Raw genomic sequence first — 16,531 nt, 5'->3', positions numbered from 1 at the left:
GTCCTCTCAGGTGTGTGACGACAGCGCGCGCGCCAGCACGCGCGCCACGTGGACGGCTTCACGCTGCGCGCCGTCGGCGATCTGGTGACGGCAACTGGTGCCGTCCGCCACCAGCACCGTGTCGGCGCCGGCGGCGCGTACCGCAGGCAGCAGCGACAGCTCGGCCATCTGCATCGACACGTCGTAGTGTTTCGCTTCGTAGCCGAAGCTGCCCGCCATGCCGCAGCAGCTCGATTCGATCAGCTCCACCTTCAAGCCGGGGATCAGGCCAAGCACGGTCTGCACCGGGCGTACCGCATCAAAAGCTTTCTGGTGACAGTGGCCGTGCAGCAGCGCGCGCGATTCCGGCAGGGCGGTCAAGGCCAGTTCGAGCTTGCCGGCCGCGTGCTCGCGCGCCAAAAATTCTTCGAACAATAAGGCCTGCGCGCCCAGGGCCTCGGCGTCCGGGCCCAGGCCCATCACCAGGAATTCGTCGCGCAGGCTCAAGAGGCAGGACGGTTCCAGCCCGACCACCGGTACGCCGCGCGCCACGAACGGGCGCATCGCTTCCACCACGCGGCGCGCCTCCGCCTTGGCCTGGTCGACCAGGCCGCTGGCGAGATACGTGCGCCCGCAACAAAGGGGGCGCCCAGGCTCGGCGTCAAGCGCGGCCGGCCGCGCCACGTGCACCTTGTAGCCGGCCGCCTGCAGTACCAGCAGCGCGGCCGCGGCGTTCTCGCTCTCGAAGTAATTGTTGAAGGTATCGGCGAACAGCACCACGTCGGCCTGCTCCGGTGAGAGGATGGGCGCGGCCAGGCCGGCCATGAAGGTGTCCCTGCGCCAGGTCGGCAACGAGCGTTTTGCGGAAAATCCGAACAGCTTCTCGGACAATCTGGCCGCCCCCGGCAGCGTATCGCGCAGGTTGGCAATCCACGGCAGGCGCGCCGCCCATGGCGCCCAGCGCGGCAGGTTGGCGATGAGTTTGTCCTTGAAGGGCAGGCCGTGTTTTTTCTGCCAGTGGTACAGGAATTCGGTCTTCATGCGCGCCATGTCGACACCGGTGGGGCAGTCGCGCTTGCAGCCCTTGCAGCTGACGCACAGCTCCAGCGTATCGCGCATGGCCTGGGAGGTAAAACCGTCTTCGCCCAGCTGGCCGGACAGGGCAAGGCGCAGGGTGTTGGCGCGCCCGCGCGTCAGGTGCTGCTCGTCTTTCGTCACGCGGTAGCTCGGGCACATGGTGCCGGCGTCGAATTTGCGGCAGTGGCCGTTGTTATTGCACATGTCGACGGCCTTGGCGAGCCCGCCGGCCGGGTCGCCGCCAGCCCCTGGCGCCGTGCTGAGTTCCGTCACCGGATCGACCTGCACATTCCAGGCCGACCAGTCCAGCGCCGGCGTCAATGCCACCGGCTGGTAGCCCGGCTTGTAGCGGAACAGGGATTGGTCGTCCATGCGCGTGGCACGCACGATTTTCCCTGGGTTCATCAGCCCGGCGGGATCGAACAGGTCCTTGATCTCTTCGAAGGCGCGCAGCAGGCGCGGGCCGAACTGCCATGCCACCCATTCGCTGCGCACCAGGCCGTCGCCGTGCTCGCCCGAGAAGGCGCCCTTGTACTTGCGCACCAGTGCGCCCGCTTCGTCGGCGATGGCGCGCATCTTTTCGGCGCCGCCGCGGCGCAGGTCGAGGATCGGCCGCACGTGGAGCGTGCCGACCGAGGCGTGGGCGTACCAGGTGCCGCGCGTGCCGTAGCGTGCGAACACGTCGGTCAGGCTGCTGGTGTACTCGGCCAGGTGCTCGAGCGGCACGGCGCAGTCTTCAATGAAAGAGACTGGTTTGCCGTCGCCGCGCATGCTCATCATGATGTTCAGGCCGGCCTTGCGCACTTCCCAGAGTGCCTTCTGGGCGCCGGCGTCGACCATCTCGACCACGCTGCCCGGCAGTCCCAGCGTGGCCATCAAGGCGACCAGCCGGGCCAGGCCCGCGCGTTGCTCGTCCAACGATTCGCCGGCAAATTCCACCAGCAGGATCGCATCGGGCGCGCCGATCAGGGCGTGTTCGATCACCGGGCGGAAGGCCGGGTTGTCGCGCGCCAGCTCGATCATGGTGCGGTCCACCAGCTCCACCGCCACCGGCCCCAGCTTGACGATGTGGCGCGTCATTTCCATCGCCTGGTGGAAGGTGGGGAAGTTGATGACGCCGAGCGTTTTATGCTTGGGCAGGGGCAGCAGCTTGAGCGTGATGCGGCGGGTGGTCGCCAGCGTGCCCTCGCTGCCCACCAGCAGGTGGGCCAGGTTGACACTGCCATCCTGGGTGTAGGGCCGCTCGCTCTGGGGGTGCCAGATGTCGATGTTGTAGCCGCCGACCCGCCGCATCACCTTCGGCACCATGCGCGCGATCTCGTCATCCTCGCGCGCGGCAATCGCCCGCAGGCCCTCCATCAGCTCGCGCACACGCGGCGGCGCATCCCCCATGGCGCGTTCGTCCTGGAATCTGGCCTCGGTGCCGTCCGACAGCGTGGCGTCGATCGCCACCACGTTGTGCACCATGTTGCCGTAGGCGAGGGAGCGCGAGCCGCAGGAGTTGTTGCCGGCCATGCCGCCAATGGTGCACTGGGCGGCGGTGCTGACGTCGACCGGGAACCACAGGCCGTGCGGCTTGAGCCAGGCGTTCAGGTGGTCGAGCACGATCCCCGGCTGCACCGTCACCGTCATGGCGGCCGGGTCGAAATCGAGCACCTGGTTCAGGTATTTGCTGTTGTCGATGACCAGCGCTTCGCCCACCGTCTGGCCGCACTGGCTGGTGCCGGCGCCGCGCGAGAGGATCGGCACGCCCATCTCGCGCGCGATGGCGATGGCAAGCGATACATCGCGCTCGGTGCGCGGCACGAATACCCCGATCGGCTCCACCTGGTAGATCGAGGCATCGGTCGAATAACGCCCGCGCGATGCGGCATCGAACAAGACTTCGCCTCCCGTTTCGGCACCCAGCCGCTTTGCCAGTGATTGCCCATTCATTCGGGAAGCGAGGTGTTCGCTTAACTTGATCGGTGCCGCGGCGGGTGCATTCATGGGGGCTAGGGTTCCTGTGGGGCTTTCGATGCGCGCAGGTCGGCCACAACCGTGGCGCGCTTGGAGAGAAGGTGGCGTTCGAGGATCGCGTGCAGGGCAGGGCCGTCGCGCCGTTCGAGCGCGTCCAGCATGAGGCTGTGCTCCTTCATCGCCGCGTCCCACTTGTCCTGGTTGAAATTGGAACGAAAGCGCAGGTTCTGGATACGCGCGTTCAGGTGCAGGTAAGTGCTCGTCAGCACCGCGTTGCGGGCACTGGCGTTGATGCGGTCATGAATTTCGTGGTTGATCTTGTAGTAGGTCGCCAGGTCGCGCCGCGCATGCGCCGCCTGCATTTCGTAATGCAGCGCGCGGATCTCGACCACTTCGTCATCGAGGATGCGTTCGCACGCCAGCTGGCCGGACAGCGCCTCGAGTGCGCCCAGCACCTCGAAGGTCTGCTCGATGTCGGCCACCGACAATTCCGCCACCTGGGCGCCGCGGTTGGGCAGCAGTTCGATCAGGCCTTCGCCGGCCAGTACCTTGAACGCTTCGCGCAGCGGCGTGCGCGAGACCATCAGCTGTTCGCACAGCACCCGTTCGCCCAGCCGGGTGCCGGGCGCGAGGGTGCCCTCGATGATCATGTCGCGCAGTCGCACGGTGACGGCGGAAGCCAGGCCCTGACGGTCGATCACGGCCGCACGGGCTGGGGGTGGGAGTGTTGGTTCGCGCATCATGAAATATATTGTATACGATTTATTTTTAGGTCGATATTATTCTTCCAGGGCCGCTACTGCAACGCAGCACGATATTTTCTTGACTACGAAAATTTTAAGTATATTGTATGCAAACTTACTCGCCGCTTGAATTCATTTGACTGCGTCCCTACCAAGGAGTTGCAATGTTGAAGCTCAATTCTCACCCGTCCGGACGGCATTTCCTGCAGATCCCCGGCCCGACCAACGTCCCCGACCGCATCCTGCGGGCCATGGACTACCCCACCATCGATCACCGCGGTCCGGAGTTCCAGCAGCTCGGTAAAAAAATCCTGGGCGAGATCGGCCAGGTCTTCCAGACCGAACAGCCGGTGGTGATCTATCCGGCTTCCGGCACCGGCGCATGGGAGGCGGCGCTGGTCAATACGCTGTCCCCCGGCGACACGGTGCTGATGTACGAGACCGGCCACTTCGCCACCCTGTGGAAGAAGCTGGCCGAGCGGCTCGCGTTGGAACCCGAATTCATCGGCGACGACTGGCGCCGCGGCGCCGATCCGGCGCGGATCGAAGCGCGCCTGCTGGAAGACACGGGCCACCAGATCAAGGCTGTCTGCGTCGTGCATAACGAGACCTCGACCGGCGTCACGTCCGATATCGCCGCCGTGCGCCGCGCCATCGACAAGGCCGGCCACCCTGCGCTGCTGCTGGTCGACACGATTTCCTCGCTCGGCTCGCTCGATTACCGCCACGACGAATGGGGCGTGGACGTCACCGTGGCCGGCTCGCAAAAGGGATTGATGCTGCCGCCGGGCCTGTCCTTCAACGCGGTATCGCAAAAGGCGCTTGCCGCCTCGCGCACAGCAAAGCTGCCGCGCGCGTTCTGGGCCTGGGACGAGATCATTGAAGCCAACAAGAACGGCTTCTGGCCCTATACCCCCGCGACCAACCTGTTGTACGGCTTGTCGGAAGCCTGCGACATGCTGCTTGATGAAGGCATGCAGAACGTGTTCGCGCGCCACGGGCGCCATGCCGAGGCAACCCGCCAGTGCGTGCGCGCCTGGGGCCTGGAGATCCTTTGCCAGGACCCGGCTGAGTACAGCAACGTACTGACGGCGGTGGTCATGCCGCATGGCGCGAATGGCGAGCGCTGCAACGCCGATGCGCTGCGCAAGCTCATCCTGACGAATTTCAATATGTCGCTTGGCCAGGGCTTGAGCAAGCTGAGCGGTTGGGTATTCCGCATCGGGCACCTGGGCGATTTCAACGACCTGACGCTGATGGGAACGCTGGCCGGGGTGGAGATGGGCCTGGCGCTGGCCGGCGTGCCGCACCAGGCCGGTGGGGTGGCGGCGGCGATGCGCTCGCTCCAGGAGTCCGTGCCCGGCGCCGCACTGCAAAAGGCGGCGTGAACCGCAGCACCGGCATCCCAATCGTCGCAGCAGACAATAACAACGGCCACCGCCGAACAGGAGACAGTTCATGAACAGCCCCAACTTCAAGCTCAAGCATTCGCTCGCCATCACGGCCTTGGCCCTCTGCACAGGTCACGCCGCCGCGGCCCCATGGGAGCCCAGCAAATCGGTCGAGTTCATCGTGCCGTTCAGCGCCGGTGGCGCCACCGACAATATGGCGCGCTCTATCCAGGGCATCATCGCAAAAAACAAGCTGCTCAAGCAGCCGATCGTGGTGCAGAACAAGGCCGGCGCCAGCGGAGCGGAAGGCCTGCTCGACATCAAGAGTACGCCGGGCGACCCGCACCGGATCGTGGTCTCCTCGTCCGGCCTGTACACGGTGCCGCTGGCAACCGGGCTGCCGTTCAACTGGCGCGACCTGACGCCGGTGGCGATGGTGGCGCAGGACGAATTCGTCTTCTGGGTCAACAGCGAAACGCCGTACAAGACGCCGCTCGAGTATCTGGCCGAGGTGAAGAAGAATCCATCGAAGTACAAGATGGGGGGCACCAGCTCCAAGCGCGAAGACCACATCATCACCGCGCTGGTGGAAAAAGCGGCGGGCGTCAAGTTCGTCTACATCCCGTACAAAGGCGGCGGCGAGGCGGCCACCCAGCTGTCGGGCAAGCATATCGATTCGAACCCGAATAATCCGTCCGAATCGATATCGCAATGGCGCGCCGGCCAGCATCGCCCGCTGTGCCTGTTTGCCGACAAGCGCAGCACCTATACCGAAAAGGTGACCGCGACCCAGAGCTGGGCCGACGTGCCGACCTGCAAGGAGACGGGCCTGGATGTGCAGTACCAGATGCTGCGCGTCTTCATGTTGCCTGGCAAGGTCGCGCCGGAGGTGACCAAGTTCTACACCGAATTGCTGCAGAAGGTCGTGGCGACGCCTGAGTGGAAAGAGTACGTGGCAAAGAACGCCCTGAAGTCGACCATGATGGTGGGCGAGGAGCTGCGCGCCTATATGGGCAAGGACGAACAGAACCACCGCCAGATCATGAAGGCTGCCGGTTTCGTGGCACCGTAAGGCGCACCTTATGAGCAACCAGCAGAGCAAGCAGCCGAGCACCCAGGAAGACATCCACGGCAGCGTGGCGCCATCGGCGGCCGTCATCACCAAACGCACTGCCGAGATTGCGGTCGGCATCGTGGTCGCGGCCTTCGCGCTGCTGGCCATCGTGAGCAACTACCAGCTGGGCGCCGGCTGGGCCGAGGATGGTCCGGAGGCGGGATATTTTCCGCTGCGCATGGGCCTTGCCATCCTGTTGGCCAGCATCGTGGTCGTGGTCCAGGCGCTGCGCAAGAACGACGGCTCCGCGTTCATCGAGCATAACCAGCTCAAGCTGGTAGCGACCGTGCTGCTGCCGCTGATCGTGTATATCTCGGCGGTCCAGTTCATCGGCATTTACGTGGCATCGGCCCTGTTCATCAGCATCTTCATGTGGCTGGTCGGCAAGCTCAGCCCGACCAGGTCGGCCATCACGGGAGTGAGCGTCAGCCTTGCCCTGTTCTGGATTTTTGAAATCATGTTCACGGTGCCGCTCCCCAAAGGGCCGCTCGAACGCTTGTTCGGTTACTGATCGGATCTCCACATGGATGACTTCAATGCGCTGCTACAGGGTTTTTCGACCGTCCTGTCGTGGCAGAACACCGGGCTGATGGTCGTCGGCATTCTGCTTGGCATCGTGGTCGGGGTGCTGCCGGGGCTCGGCGGCCCGAATGGCGTGGCGATCCTGCTACCGCTGACGTTTACGATGAACCCGACCTCGGCGATCATCCTGCTGTCGTGTATCTATTGGGGCGCGCTGTTCGGCGGCGCCATCACCTCGATCCTGTTCAATATTCCGGGCGAGGCATGGTCGGTAGCCACCACTTTCGACGGTTACCCGATGGCGCAGCAGGGCAGGGCGGGCGAAGCGCTGACCAGCGCCTTCACCGGTTCGTTCATCGGCGCACTCGCCGGCGTGCTGATGATCACTTTCCTGGCGCCGCTGGTGGCCAAGTTCGCGCTTAGGTTCGGGCCGCCCGAATTCTTTGCGGTGTATTTCCTCACGTTTGCCAGTTTCATCGGCATGGGCAAGGAAGCGAAGGCGAAGATCGTCATCGCCATGTGCGTCGGCTTCGTGCTGGCGGCGGTGGGCCTCGATACCATTTCCGGGCAACTGCGGATGACCTTTGGCGCTCCGGTGCTGCTGCGCGGCTTCGACTTCCTGGTGGCGGTGATCGGCCTGTTCGGCATCAGCGAAATCCTGATGACCATCGAAGAAGGCCTGGCCTTCCGCGGCAAGAACGGCAAGATCGACCTGAAGGTGGTGTTCAAGACCTGGGCCAGCTTGCCGCGTCACTTCGCCACCTTGCTGCGTTCGTCGGCAATCGGCTGCTGGATGGGGATCACGCCGGGCGGCGCCACGGCAGCCTCGTTCATGGGCTATGGCGTGGCCAAGAAGTTTGCCCGCGACCAGGACAGCTTCGGCAAGGGCAACGTCGCCGGCGTACTGGCACCGGAAACGGCGGCACATGCGGCCGGCACCAGCGCCTTGCTGCCGATGCTGGCGCTGGGCATCCCTGGCTCGGCCACCGCCGCGGTGCTGCTCGGCGGCCTGATGATCTGGGGCTTGCAGCCAGGTCCGCTGCTGTTCGTCGAGCAGAAGGATTTCGTGTGGGGACTGATTGCCAGTATGTATCTTGGGAATATCTCGGGCCTGATCATCGTGCTGGCGACGGTGCCGCTGTTTGCCGCGATCCTGCGCATTCCCTTCTCGATCATCGCCCCGGCAATCCTGGTGATCTGCGCCATCGGCGCCTTCACGGTGCATAACGCGCAGTTCGACATCTGGCTGATGCTGGCCTTCGGTATCGTCGGCTACGTGTTCAAGAAACTGGACTATCCACTGGCGCCGCTGGTGCTGGCGCTGGTGCTGGGGGACCGGGCCGAGGACGCGTTCCGCCAGAGCATGCTGGCCTCGCGTGGCGGACTCGGTATTTTCTGGGCGAACGGGCTGGTCGGCACCATCATGACGCTGGCCGTGGCCGGACTGGGCTGGTCGCTGTTTGGGTCGCTGCGGGAGCGCTTCTTCCCGCGGGCCGCAGCGGCCACATGAACTGGGTGGCGCGGCGCTACACCTCATCGCCGCGCCAACCGACCCCTCCTTGATTCACCGCCTTACTGCGCCGCCGCATCCGCCCCTTCATCTTCCAGGTGCGGCGCCCCCAAGGCATGCGGCCGAATCAGATCCAGCCGCACCGTGTACTCCACGCCGCCCCTGAAACCATTCGCTGCAATCTGCCCCGCATCGTTGATCGCCCGGGGGAATGTGATGTTCCACCCCGACTTCGGATCGATCAGCGCATTCAGGCTCTGCATCCGCTTGCCGCGATAGAGGTAGGCGCCCAGGTGATTGCTCGAGCCGACCACGTGGCCATGGTTGTTGATGGCATCACCGACGCTGAACCGGTAGGTGCCCGGTGGACGCGTGTCGATCCTGACCGGGCGGCCTTTGCTGAATACGGTGGCCAGCGCTTCGCGGAAGGTCCCGGTCGCCGTGTAGCCGGCAACCTGGCCGCGGTCGTTGATGTCCAGGCCATAGTTGGGCGTGAAGCCGAAGTTGCCCAGGTTGCGCATCACGCCGGCGCGCCAGACAAAGGCGTGGAACGGCAGCTCCGGGAGCAGGAAGGTGCCCGACTCGCCGGTGACCTGGTTGCGGTTGTTGAGTGCCTCGACCTGGGTGATGGCGTTCGGGAACGGGAGCGTGCCGATGTTCTGGAACGTACCGCCTGGCGAGCGCAGGAAGCCGAACGGGGAGGGCCCGAAGGGGTCCGATGGGGGCGGGCCACCGGCGGCGAGTATATACCCGGCATTGTTGATGTCGACGTAGCGGGTGGCGCGGCCCGGAATGGTGCCGATGTCGCGCCGTGTGCCCTTGTAGTACACAAAGCCGCGCTGCTCGCCGCCGGAGTTCGTCCAGTTGCCCAGTACCTGGCCCTTGTCGTTGATGCCCACCACGAAGGTGGACGTGCCGCCCAGGGTCCCCAGGGGCACCGCGCCCTTGCCCCAGTTGACGAAGCTGCGGAAGGTGGTGGAACTGGTCGGATAGTTGCCGACAACGGCGCCGGCACTGTTGATGCCGGTGGGCGCGCTGTTGGCGGGGCCGACGATGGTGACGCGGTATTCGGCGTAGCCCGGGGACGCATTGGCCAGGCCGAACGTGAGCGACAGCGCCAACAGCGAGATGCGATTGCGTACTTGCATGAGAACCTCCAGAAGTTGCGGACGGCTGGGCAATGCGATGGCGCCCGCCGGAATGGAAACCCGCCATCGGGGTGACTTTTGGTACGGTAGACATCTGCGCTCGTCGGTTCGTTCAACGCACAGGCGCACAGCATTCACCGCGCCAATTGCCGGTCCTTTTTTCGCTGCTGCTCCTCAGTCCGCCTCCAGTTCCGGCGCCGCCAACAGGTTTGGCCGAATCAGGTCCAGCCGCACCGCATACGCCACCCCCTTGCGATACGCCGTCGCCGCAATCTGCCCCGCATCGTTGATCGCCCGCGGCGCAACGATGTTCCAGCCCGGCGCCGGGTCGATCAGCGCATTCAGACTCTGCATCCGTTTGCCGCGATAAACAAAGCCGGACAAGTGGTCGCTGCTGCCGACGACGTGGCCATGATTGTTGATGCCGGCGCCCGCGCTTGACCTGTCCTCGACCTTGGCAGGGCGCCCGTCGATGTTGATCAGGCGGCCATTGCTGTAGATGAAGGCGACCCGGCTGCGAAAGCCCGTCGGCACCGACATGTGGCCGGTGATCTGGCCGCGGTCGTTGATGGCCACGCCGCCGTTCGGTGCCCAGCCGAAGTCGCCCAGGTCGCGCATGACCCCTTTGGTCCAGGTGTAGGCGCGCAGCGGCTGGTCGGGCTGCGAGTAGGGACCGGACTCTCCGGTGACCCCGTTGCGGTTGTTGAGTGCCAGGGCGGTGTTCAGGGTCGGTGTGCCTTCCCAGTCCGGGACGTCCAGGTTGCCGATGTCCCTGAATTTGCCACTCGAGTCACGCAGGTAGCCACGGGAACCGTCCGGGGCGAATCGCGAGTCGCCTTTCGCGGTGATATAGCCGGCATTATTGATGTCGGTGTAGCGGGTGATCCTGCCGCGAATGGCGCCGATGTCGCGCTGCTTGCCCTTGGTGTAGATGAAGCCGTGCTGCTGGCCACCCCTGGTGGTCCAGTTGCCGAGCACCTCGCCCTTGTCGTTGATGGCGGCGGCGCTGCTCGAGCTGCCGTTCAGTGTGCCCAGGTCGACCAGGCCCTTGCCGCGGTTGAGGAAGCCGCGGGTGGAGGCGGCGCTGACCCGATAGGTGCCGACAACCACGCCTGCACTGTTGATGTCGGTGGCTTCGCTGTTGGCGGGCGCCACCACCGTAACCCGGTATTCGGGATAGGCGGGGGCGGCACTCGCCATGCCGAAGGTGAGCGACAGCAGGAACAGCGTCATACTTTGAGGTGCTCGCATTAGATTCTCCAGAAGTTGACGGCGGCCGGGCAAGGCAATGGCATCCGGCCGCCGCATCGGGCCCGCCACCTGGGCTGGTTTTTCACTGCTTCACCGGCCGCGCCACCTCGCGCGCCTGCGCCTCGGCGTGGGCCGTGGCATTCGCCGCCGCTACTGCCGGTGAAACGGCCGAGGCCGCAGCAATTTCCGCATCCAGCTCCACCGCCGGCGCCGTCACGGCACTTGGGCGGATCAGGTCCAGCCGCACGGCGTACTGCACGCCATTGCGGAAGGCGGTAGCTGCAATCTGCCCGGCATCGTTGATCGCCTGCGGCGCACTGATGTCCCAGCCCAGCTTCGGATCGATCAGCGCGTTCAGGCTCTGCATCCGCTTGCCGCGGTAGATGAAGCCGGACAGGTGGTTGCTGGTGCCGACAACGTCGCCGCAATTGTTGATGCCGGTGCCTGCGCTGTCCCGGTCCTCGGTAACAGGCCGGCGGTCGATGTCGACCAGGCGGCCATTGCTGTACACGAAGGCCGCGCGGTCACGGAACCCGGTCTGGAGCGCCGCGAAGCCGGTGACCTGGCCGCGGTCGTTGATGGCCGTACCGCCGTTCGGGGTGTCGCCCAGGTCGCCCAGGTCGCGGATCACACCCTTGTTCCAGATGAAGGCGCGCAGCGGCTGGTCCGGGAAGGTGAGCGGTCCGGACTCGCCGGCGATCTGATTCCGGTTGTTCAGCGCCAGGGCGTGGGTGAGGGTCGGCTCCTCGAAAGGCAGCTTGCCGATCTCCGTGAAATTGCCGGTCGGCGAGCGCAGGAAGCTGCGCGAACCGTCCAGGCCCGCGGCGGCGCCGATGGCGGTGACATACCCGGCATTGTTGATGTCGGTGTAGGTGGTGAACCTGCCAGGAACGATGCCGATGTCGCGCTGCCTGCCATAGGCGTAGATGAAGCCGCGTTGCTGGCCGCCGTTCGTGGTCCAGTTGCCGAGCACCTCGCCCTTGTCGTTGATGGCCACGGCATTACTGGACCTGCCGCCCAGCGTGCTCAGGTCGACCAGGCCCTTGCCCCGGTTCAGAAAGCCGTGGATCGACGTGGGGCTGAACGGATAGGTGCCGACGACGGCGCCGCTACTGTTAATGTCGGTTGCCGCGCTGTTGACGGGCCCGACCACTGTGACGCGGTACTCGGGATAGGCCCAGGCAGCGTTCGCCAGGCTGAACGCGCAGGTCAACAGGATTGCGGCGAAACACTTTCGGGTCGACATGATAATCTCCTTAAGAAACAAAGGCTTGGGCGTAATCGCGTGCTCGTCACTCAAGGTACGCCGTCAGCGTGGGGTGGGTTTGGCACTGCACAATGGGAGGGGGCGAGCTGGCGCCGGATGCCGATTCGATCCGCCTGCGCGTGGCCTGCGAGACGATGTTTTTTGCATAAACTACCAAAAGTGAGAATGTGTGATTTCTTATGGTCCACATTACTGGCACAATGGCATTCTCATCAGCAAGAGCCCAGGGCGCTGGAGTTACTTCCCATGGAAATCAATTCGCTGACCGGCGAGTTCGTGCGTGCGTCGAACGAAGACGCATTCCTGAAACACAAGCAGGACCAGACCCAGTCCTTGCTGGGCTTCACCCTGGTGTTTTGCACCGTCTTTTACCTCGGCTTTTTCGCTACCGACGTCGCCGCGCTGGGCTGGGGACCGGATACGCAAGCCCTGCTGGCGGCGCGCATCCTGGTGGCGGTCACGGCCGGCAGCTGCGCCTGGCTGGCGTATCGCCGCGCCATGTCGGTGCGCGGCACGCGCATTGCGGCGTCGATCGCCGAAAGCGTGGCGCTGGCGAGCTTCATGCTCATCTCGGTGCTGCGACCGGCCGAATTCCACTGGCACGCGATGTCGCTGGCGATCATGCTGGTGGTGGTCTACCTGTATATCCCGAATCGCCTGCGCTATGCGTCGATCCTGGCCGTTGGCGCGTCGGTGGCCTTCGTCGCGCTGGCCGACAAGTACAGCCAGATGTCGTATGCAGATACATTGACGATGGGGATGCTGCTGGTGCTGGTGAATACCTTCGGGTTCCTGGCCGCGCGCCGTTTCAACCACGTGTCGCGCGAGGAGTACCGCTCCTGGTCGGTGCTGAAACATGCGGCCGAGCGCGACCACCTGACGGGCTGTTTCAACCGCCGCTACCTGCACGAGCAGTTGATGAGCGACCAACGCAGCAGCGCCGCGCCCGACACCAACAGCCTGACCGTGGTCCTGTGCGACATCGATCATTTCAAGCGCATCAACGATACCCATGGACATGGCGACGGCGACATGGTCTTGCGCGGCTTTGCGCGCATCCTGCAGGCGGCAATACGCGAAGGGGTCGACACCGTGGTGCGTTATGGCGGAGAGGAATTCTTGATCGTCCTGCCGGGTACGGACCTGGCCGGCGGCATTCGGTTGGCCGAACGCCTGCGCGTCACGTTTGCCGCGACCGAAGTCGTGTCGAACGACGGTGCCACGCGGCTGCGCGCCACGGCCAGCTTCGGCGTCGCCACCCTCGACCTCGCACCGCTGGCCTTCGATACTCCGCTGCGCCGGCTGATTTCGGCTGCCGACGAGCTGATGTACCAGGCCAAGCGCAACGGGCGCGACCGGATCGAGTCGCTGCAGCTGGCCTGAACGTCCGCCTCAGGCATCAGGCAGCAAGTCGAGCCTGCCATGCCTGTCCAGCGCATACCGCTGCAAATCACTCGCCAGAAACAAATTTCCCTCGTAAGCCAAGCGCGCCTCGGCCTCGACGTCGGCCATCGACGGCCCATTGCCCACCTGCTGGTAGCGCGGACTGAAATGCGTCAGGACCAAATTCGGAACCCCCGCGTCTTGCGCGAAGGCAGCCGTGGCACGCGCCGAACTGTGCTGCGGGCCGGGGCCGACCTTCTGCAGCACCGCTTCGGTATATGTTGCTTCGTGCACCAGTACCTGGGCGTCCTGGGCCTGCGCGGAAAGCAGATCGGGGGTGTCGTTGTCGCCGGCGACGATGATCTTGCGCTGTCGCCGTCCCGGCAATAGGTAGTCGGCACTGCGCGCCACCCGGCAGTCGGGTAAATCAAGGTCTTCGCCGCGCTGGAGCTGGCCCCAGCCGGGGCCGGAAACGATTCCGTCGCGCTCGAGCTTGGCCGTATCGAGCCGGCGCTCGACGGCTTTCTCGACGAAGGTAAACGCGAAGGAGGGCACACGGTGCGACAGTTCGGTGGCTTCGACTCGAAAATCCGGCAGCGTGCCGATCGTCCAGCCCGGTTCGATGGCGGCGAATTCGAGAGAATAGGGCAGGCGCAGTTCGGTGCTTTCCATGACGCCGCGCACGAAGCGTTCCACCGCGGGCGGTCCGGCGATCAGCAGCGGCTCAGTCCGGTTGAGCAAGCCCGCACTGGCCAGCAATCCGGGCAGCCCGTAGCAATGGTCGCCGTGGATATGGGTAATGAAGATCGCGCGCAGGCCGATCGGCGAGTAGTGGGTGCGCAGGATGCGGTGCTGCGTGCCTTCGCCGCAGTCGATCAGGTACCAGTGTTTCGATCCCGTCGCCCGCAGCGCCAGGCCCGATACGTTGCGTGCGCGGCTCGGCGTACCGGAAGAGGTGCCCAGAAATTGCAGTTCCATCGTGTCGGTCCTCCTCCTTCGATTATGCGTGAACTGGACGAACGCGGCGGACAATTGCCGAGCAAATTAGGGTGCCCCGACAGTGAAAGAAAATTTCACGATCTTGCCTTATGGGAAATAAAATTTCATCAATTGCACTGTAGGACGATGCCTACAAACAACACTTGTTGGTTTTTGCTTGTCGTACATATATCTCAACGGTAGAATTTGATGATTAATTTTTCGTCAACTCGTTGTCAAGCCGGCGCGCTCAATGCCGGGTCTCCCCGGCCGATGTCTCTTCGAACCACTTTTTCCCTGCGTCCCTGGCGCGATGCCGGCGCCTACCTCCGGGCCAGCGTGCTGCGCAGGCTCGTCGTATTCCTGATCCTCGCGCTGCCGCTGGTATGGCTGGTCGTGGCGCATGAGCGCGTACAGCTCGACAATATCGCGCGCGGCGAGAGCAGCCGCAACGTCAGGAATCTGGCCCATGCGTTTGCCGAGGAAATACGCTCGAGTATTGTCACGATCGATCTGTCGCTGAGCCAATTGCGCCTGAGCTGGTTGCATCATCCCGAGCACTTCAACACCATCGTGACCGAGCTCAACAAGCACCTGGGCGGCCGGCTGCATGTCGACATCGTGGTCACCGACATTGAAGGGCGGCTGGTGTTTTCGAGTATCGCCGGGGTGCCGCGCTACCTCGACCTGAACGACCGCGAGCACGTGAATACGCACCTGCGCGGCGCGCCGGACGATCGCCTGTTTATCGGCAAACCGCTGAAGGGGCGGCTGTCGGGACAGTGGACGGTGCAATTTTCGCGACCCATCCTCGACGCGCAAGGCAAAGTGGTCGGGGTAATCGTCGCAGGCGTCGCGCCGACCTATTTTTCGCGTTTCTACAGCACGATCGATCTCGGTGCCGACGCCTCCATCGCACTGGTGCGTTCCGACGGCATCGTGGTCGCCCGTACGACCCAGGACCTGACCGTGCGCGACAGCGGCAAACTGTTGACCGGCTTTCCGTATGCGCCGGGCAGCGGGGCCGGCGGCAGCTTCCGGCGCGTCAGCAGGCTCGACGGTGTCGAGCGCCATTACGGCTGGCGCACGCTGGCCGAATATGGGCTGGTGGTGAATGTCGGCCAGTCGGTGATCGATGCCAGTGCGCGCTATGCGCAACAAAAACAATTGCTGGTCTATACCGGCCTGGTCGTGTCGCTGCTGCTGGCGCTGGCCGGCTGGGCCGCGGCCGTCGCAGCCGACCACCGCCGAGGCGCCCTTGCCTCGCTGGCGGCCGCCGAAGCGCGCTGGAAACTGGCACTGAACGCGAGTGGCGACGGTGTCTGGGACTATAGTTTCGGCACCGGCCTGGTGACCCTGTCGCCGAGCGCCCAGGGCATCGTCGATGCCGGGGGTACGCTGTTGCCCTTCGACCGCAACGCCTTCCGCGACATGGCGCACCCGGAAGACACGGCCGCCGTGCTGGATGCGCTCGACGCCCACCTGGACGGCACGACACCCGACTACACGGCGCAGTACCGCACCCGCCTGGGCAACGGCAACTGGCGCTGGATCCTGGCGCGCGGGCAAGTGGCCGAACGCGACGCTACCGGGCAGCCGCTGCGCATCGTCGGCACCGTCGCCGATATCGATGCCCGCAAATTGCAGGAAGACAAGATCCGCCACCTGGCGCACCACGACATGCTGACCGGTTTGCCGAACCGCCTGCTGTTCGGCGACCGCCTGCGCCAGGCGCTGCTGGCCGCCCAGCGCGAAGAGGTCAAGCTGGCCGTCATCTTCTTCGACCTCGACAAGTTCAAGCCCGTCAACGACAGCTATGGCCACGCCGTCGGCGACGTGCTGCTGCAGCAAATCGCCACGCGCTTGGGCGGCACGCTGCGCGCGTCCGACACGCTGGCCCGCCTGGGCGGCGACGAATTCGTCGTACTGCTGCCACGGGTGGCCAGCCCTGGCGACGCGAAAAAGGTCGCCGAGGACATTTTGCGCGACCTGAGCCGGCCCTTCATGACCGAAGGTTTCAGCGTGACCATCTCGGCCAGCCTGGGTGTGGCCGTGTATCCGGATTGCGCGCTCGACACCGACAGCCTGCTGCGCTGCGCCGATGCCGCCATGTACGAAGCGAAGCTGCATGGCGGCGCGCGCGTGGTCGAGCACGCCGCAAGCGAGCGCAGCGGCGCCGGACCCTCGATCGGGCGCGGCGACGCCTGAG

12 protein-coding genes are annotated in these 16,531 nt (G+C 64.8%); 6 read left to right on the top strand and 6 right to left on the bottom strand.

Going from position 1 to position 16,531, the window contains the following annotated elements; all coding sequences use genetic code 11:
• Positions 1-6: 6 nt before the first annotated feature.
• Together ACHAC9_RS04135 and ACHAC9_RS04130 are read right to left on the bottom strand one after the other, a co-directional pair.
• Complete coding sequence (locus tag ACHAC9_RS04135) at positions 7-2,991, bottom strand: FAD-binding and (Fe-S)-binding domain-containing protein (RefSeq protein WP_435758082.1); 2,985 nt, start codon at positions 2,989-2,991, stop codon at positions 7-9.
• Positions 2,992-3,050: 59 nt separating this feature from the next.
• The gene (locus ACHAC9_RS04130) at positions 3,051-3,758 is read right to left on the bottom strand and encodes a GntR family transcriptional regulator (RefSeq protein ID WP_435757430.1); all 708 of its coding nucleotides are present in this window, start codon (positions 3,756-3,758) and stop codon (positions 3,051-3,053) included.
• A 164-nt stretch (positions 3,759-3,922) separates the two neighbouring features.
• Between ACHAC9_RS04130 and ACHAC9_RS04125 the strand changes: the two genes are divergently transcribed.
• The 4 genes from ACHAC9_RS04125 (at position 3,923) to ACHAC9_RS04110 (ending at position 8,295) form a co-directional block, all read left to right on the top strand.
• On the top strand, positions 3,923-5,146 hold the full coding sequence (locus ACHAC9_RS04125; RefSeq protein WP_435757428.1) for a pyridoxal-phosphate-dependent aminotransferase family protein: 1,224 nt from the start codon (positions 3,923-3,925) through the stop codon (positions 5,144-5,146).
• Between the two features lie 70 nt (positions 5,147-5,216).
• Entirely contained in the window at positions 5,217-6,221 is a 1,005-nt protein-coding gene (locus tag ACHAC9_RS04120) for a Bug family tripartite tricarboxylate transporter substrate binding protein (RefSeq protein ID WP_435757426.1), read from the top strand.
• A 10-nt stretch (positions 6,222-6,231) separates the two neighbouring features.
• Positions 6,232-6,774: a tripartite tricarboxylate transporter TctB family protein gene (locus ACHAC9_RS04115; RefSeq protein WP_435757424.1), complete on the top strand. Its 543-nt coding sequence runs from the start codon at positions 6,232-6,234 to the stop codon at positions 6,772-6,774.
• Positions 6,775-6,786: 12 nt separating this feature from the next.
• The gene (locus ACHAC9_RS04110) at positions 6,787-8,295 is read left to right on the top strand and encodes a tripartite tricarboxylate transporter permease (protein WP_435757423.1); all 1,509 of its coding nucleotides are present in this window, start codon (positions 6,787-6,789) and stop codon (positions 8,293-8,295) included.
• A gap of 62 nt (positions 8,296-8,357) precedes the next feature.
• On the opposite strand, the gene ACHAC9_RS04105 is transcribed toward ACHAC9_RS04110, so the two are convergent.
• From ACHAC9_RS04105 to ACHAC9_RS04095, 3 genes are all read right to left on the bottom strand, one after another.
• Positions 8,358-9,443 (bottom strand): HAF repeat-containing protein, encoded by a 1,086-nt coding sequence (locus ACHAC9_RS04105; protein ID WP_435757421.1) that lies wholly within the window; start codon positions 9,441-9,443, stop codon positions 8,358-8,360.
• 174 nt (positions 9,444-9,617) lie between these two features.
• The gene (locus tag ACHAC9_RS04100; RefSeq protein ID WP_435757419.1) at positions 9,618-10,694 is read right to left on the bottom strand and encodes an HAF repeat-containing protein; all 1,077 of its coding nucleotides are present in this window, start codon (positions 10,692-10,694) and stop codon (positions 9,618-9,620) included.
• A gap of 82 nt (positions 10,695-10,776) precedes the next feature.
• Positions 10,777-11,940, bottom strand: a complete 1,164-nt coding sequence (locus ACHAC9_RS04095; protein WP_435757417.1) for an HAF repeat-containing protein — start codon at positions 11,938-11,940, stop codon at positions 10,777-10,779.
• Between the two features lie 267 nt (positions 11,941-12,207).
• Between ACHAC9_RS04095 and ACHAC9_RS04090 the strand changes: the two genes are divergently transcribed.
• The gene (locus tag ACHAC9_RS04090) at positions 12,208-13,344 is read left to right on the top strand and encodes a diguanylate cyclase (RefSeq protein ID WP_435757415.1); all 1,137 of its coding nucleotides are present in this window, start codon (positions 12,208-12,210) and stop codon (positions 13,342-13,344) included.
• 9 nt (positions 13,345-13,353) lie between these two features.
• Here ACHAC9_RS04090 and ACHAC9_RS04085 read toward each other — a convergent pair whose 3' ends face one another.
• Positions 13,354-14,322: an MBL fold metallo-hydrolase gene (locus ACHAC9_RS04085; protein ID WP_435757413.1), complete on the bottom strand. Its 969-nt coding sequence runs from the start codon at positions 14,320-14,322 to the stop codon at positions 13,354-13,356.
• A gap of 273 nt (positions 14,323-14,595) precedes the next feature.
• Between ACHAC9_RS04085 and ACHAC9_RS04080 the strand changes: the two genes are divergently transcribed.
• Positions 14,596-16,530 carry a diguanylate cyclase domain-containing protein gene (locus ACHAC9_RS04080; protein ID WP_435757411.1) on the top strand — a complete coding sequence of 645 codons (1,935 nt, stop codon included), beginning with the start codon at positions 14,596-14,598 and terminating at the stop codon, positions 16,528-16,530.
• Position 16,531 lies beyond the last annotated feature (1 nt).

This window comes from Massilia sp. CMS3.1, from assembly GCF_051262535.1.
In the GTDB taxonomy this organism is placed as follows: Bacteria; Pseudomonadota; Gammaproteobacteria; order Burkholderiales; family Burkholderiaceae_D; genus Telluria.
The sequence above is the reverse complement of the archived record's forward strand: the minus strand, read 5'-3'. Positions and strand labels throughout refer to the sequence as shown.

Coding starts and splice junctions, on each gene's coding strand:
- ACHAC9_RS04085 (WP_435757413.1), bottom strand. CDS start 14,322: ATGGAACTGCAATTTCTGGGCACCTCTTCCGGTACGCCGAGCCGCGCA.
- ACHAC9_RS04090 (WP_435757415.1), top strand. CDS start 12,208: ATGGAAATCAATTCGCTGACCGGCGAGTTCGTGCGTGCGTCGAACGAA.
- ACHAC9_RS04115 (WP_435757424.1), top strand. CDS start 6,232: ATGAGCAACCAGCAGAGCAAGCAGCCGAGCACCCAGGAAGACATCCAC.
- ACHAC9_RS04130 (WP_435757430.1), bottom strand. CDS start 3,758: ATGATGCGCGAACCAACACTCCCACCCCCAGCCCGTGCGGCCGTGATC.
- ACHAC9_RS04120 (WP_435757426.1), top strand. CDS start 5,217: ATGAACAGCCCCAACTTCAAGCTCAAGCATTCGCTCGCCATCACGGCC.
- ACHAC9_RS04105 (WP_435757421.1), bottom strand. CDS start 9,443: ATGCAAGTACGCAATCGCATCTCGCTGTTGGCGCTGTCGCTCACGTTC.
- ACHAC9_RS04080 (WP_435757411.1), top strand. CDS start 14,596: ATGTCTCTTCGAACCACTTTTTCCCTGCGTCCCTGGCGCGATGCCGGC.
- ACHAC9_RS04100 (WP_435757419.1), bottom strand. CDS start 10,694: ATGCGAGCACCTCAAAGTATGACGCTGTTCCTGCTGTCGCTCACCTTC.
- ACHAC9_RS04110 (WP_435757423.1), top strand. CDS start 6,787: ATGGATGACTTCAATGCGCTGCTACAGGGTTTTTCGACCGTCCTGTCG.
- ACHAC9_RS04135 (WP_435758082.1), bottom strand. CDS start 2,991: ATGAATGGGCAATCACTGGCAAAGCGGCTGGGTGCCGAAACGGGAGGC.
- ACHAC9_RS04125 (WP_435757428.1), top strand. CDS start 3,923: ATGTTGAAGCTCAATTCTCACCCGTCCGGACGGCATTTCCTGCAGATC.
- ACHAC9_RS04095 (WP_435757417.1), bottom strand. CDS start 11,940: ATGTCGACCCGAAAGTGTTTCGCCGCAATCCTGTTGACCTGCGCGTTC.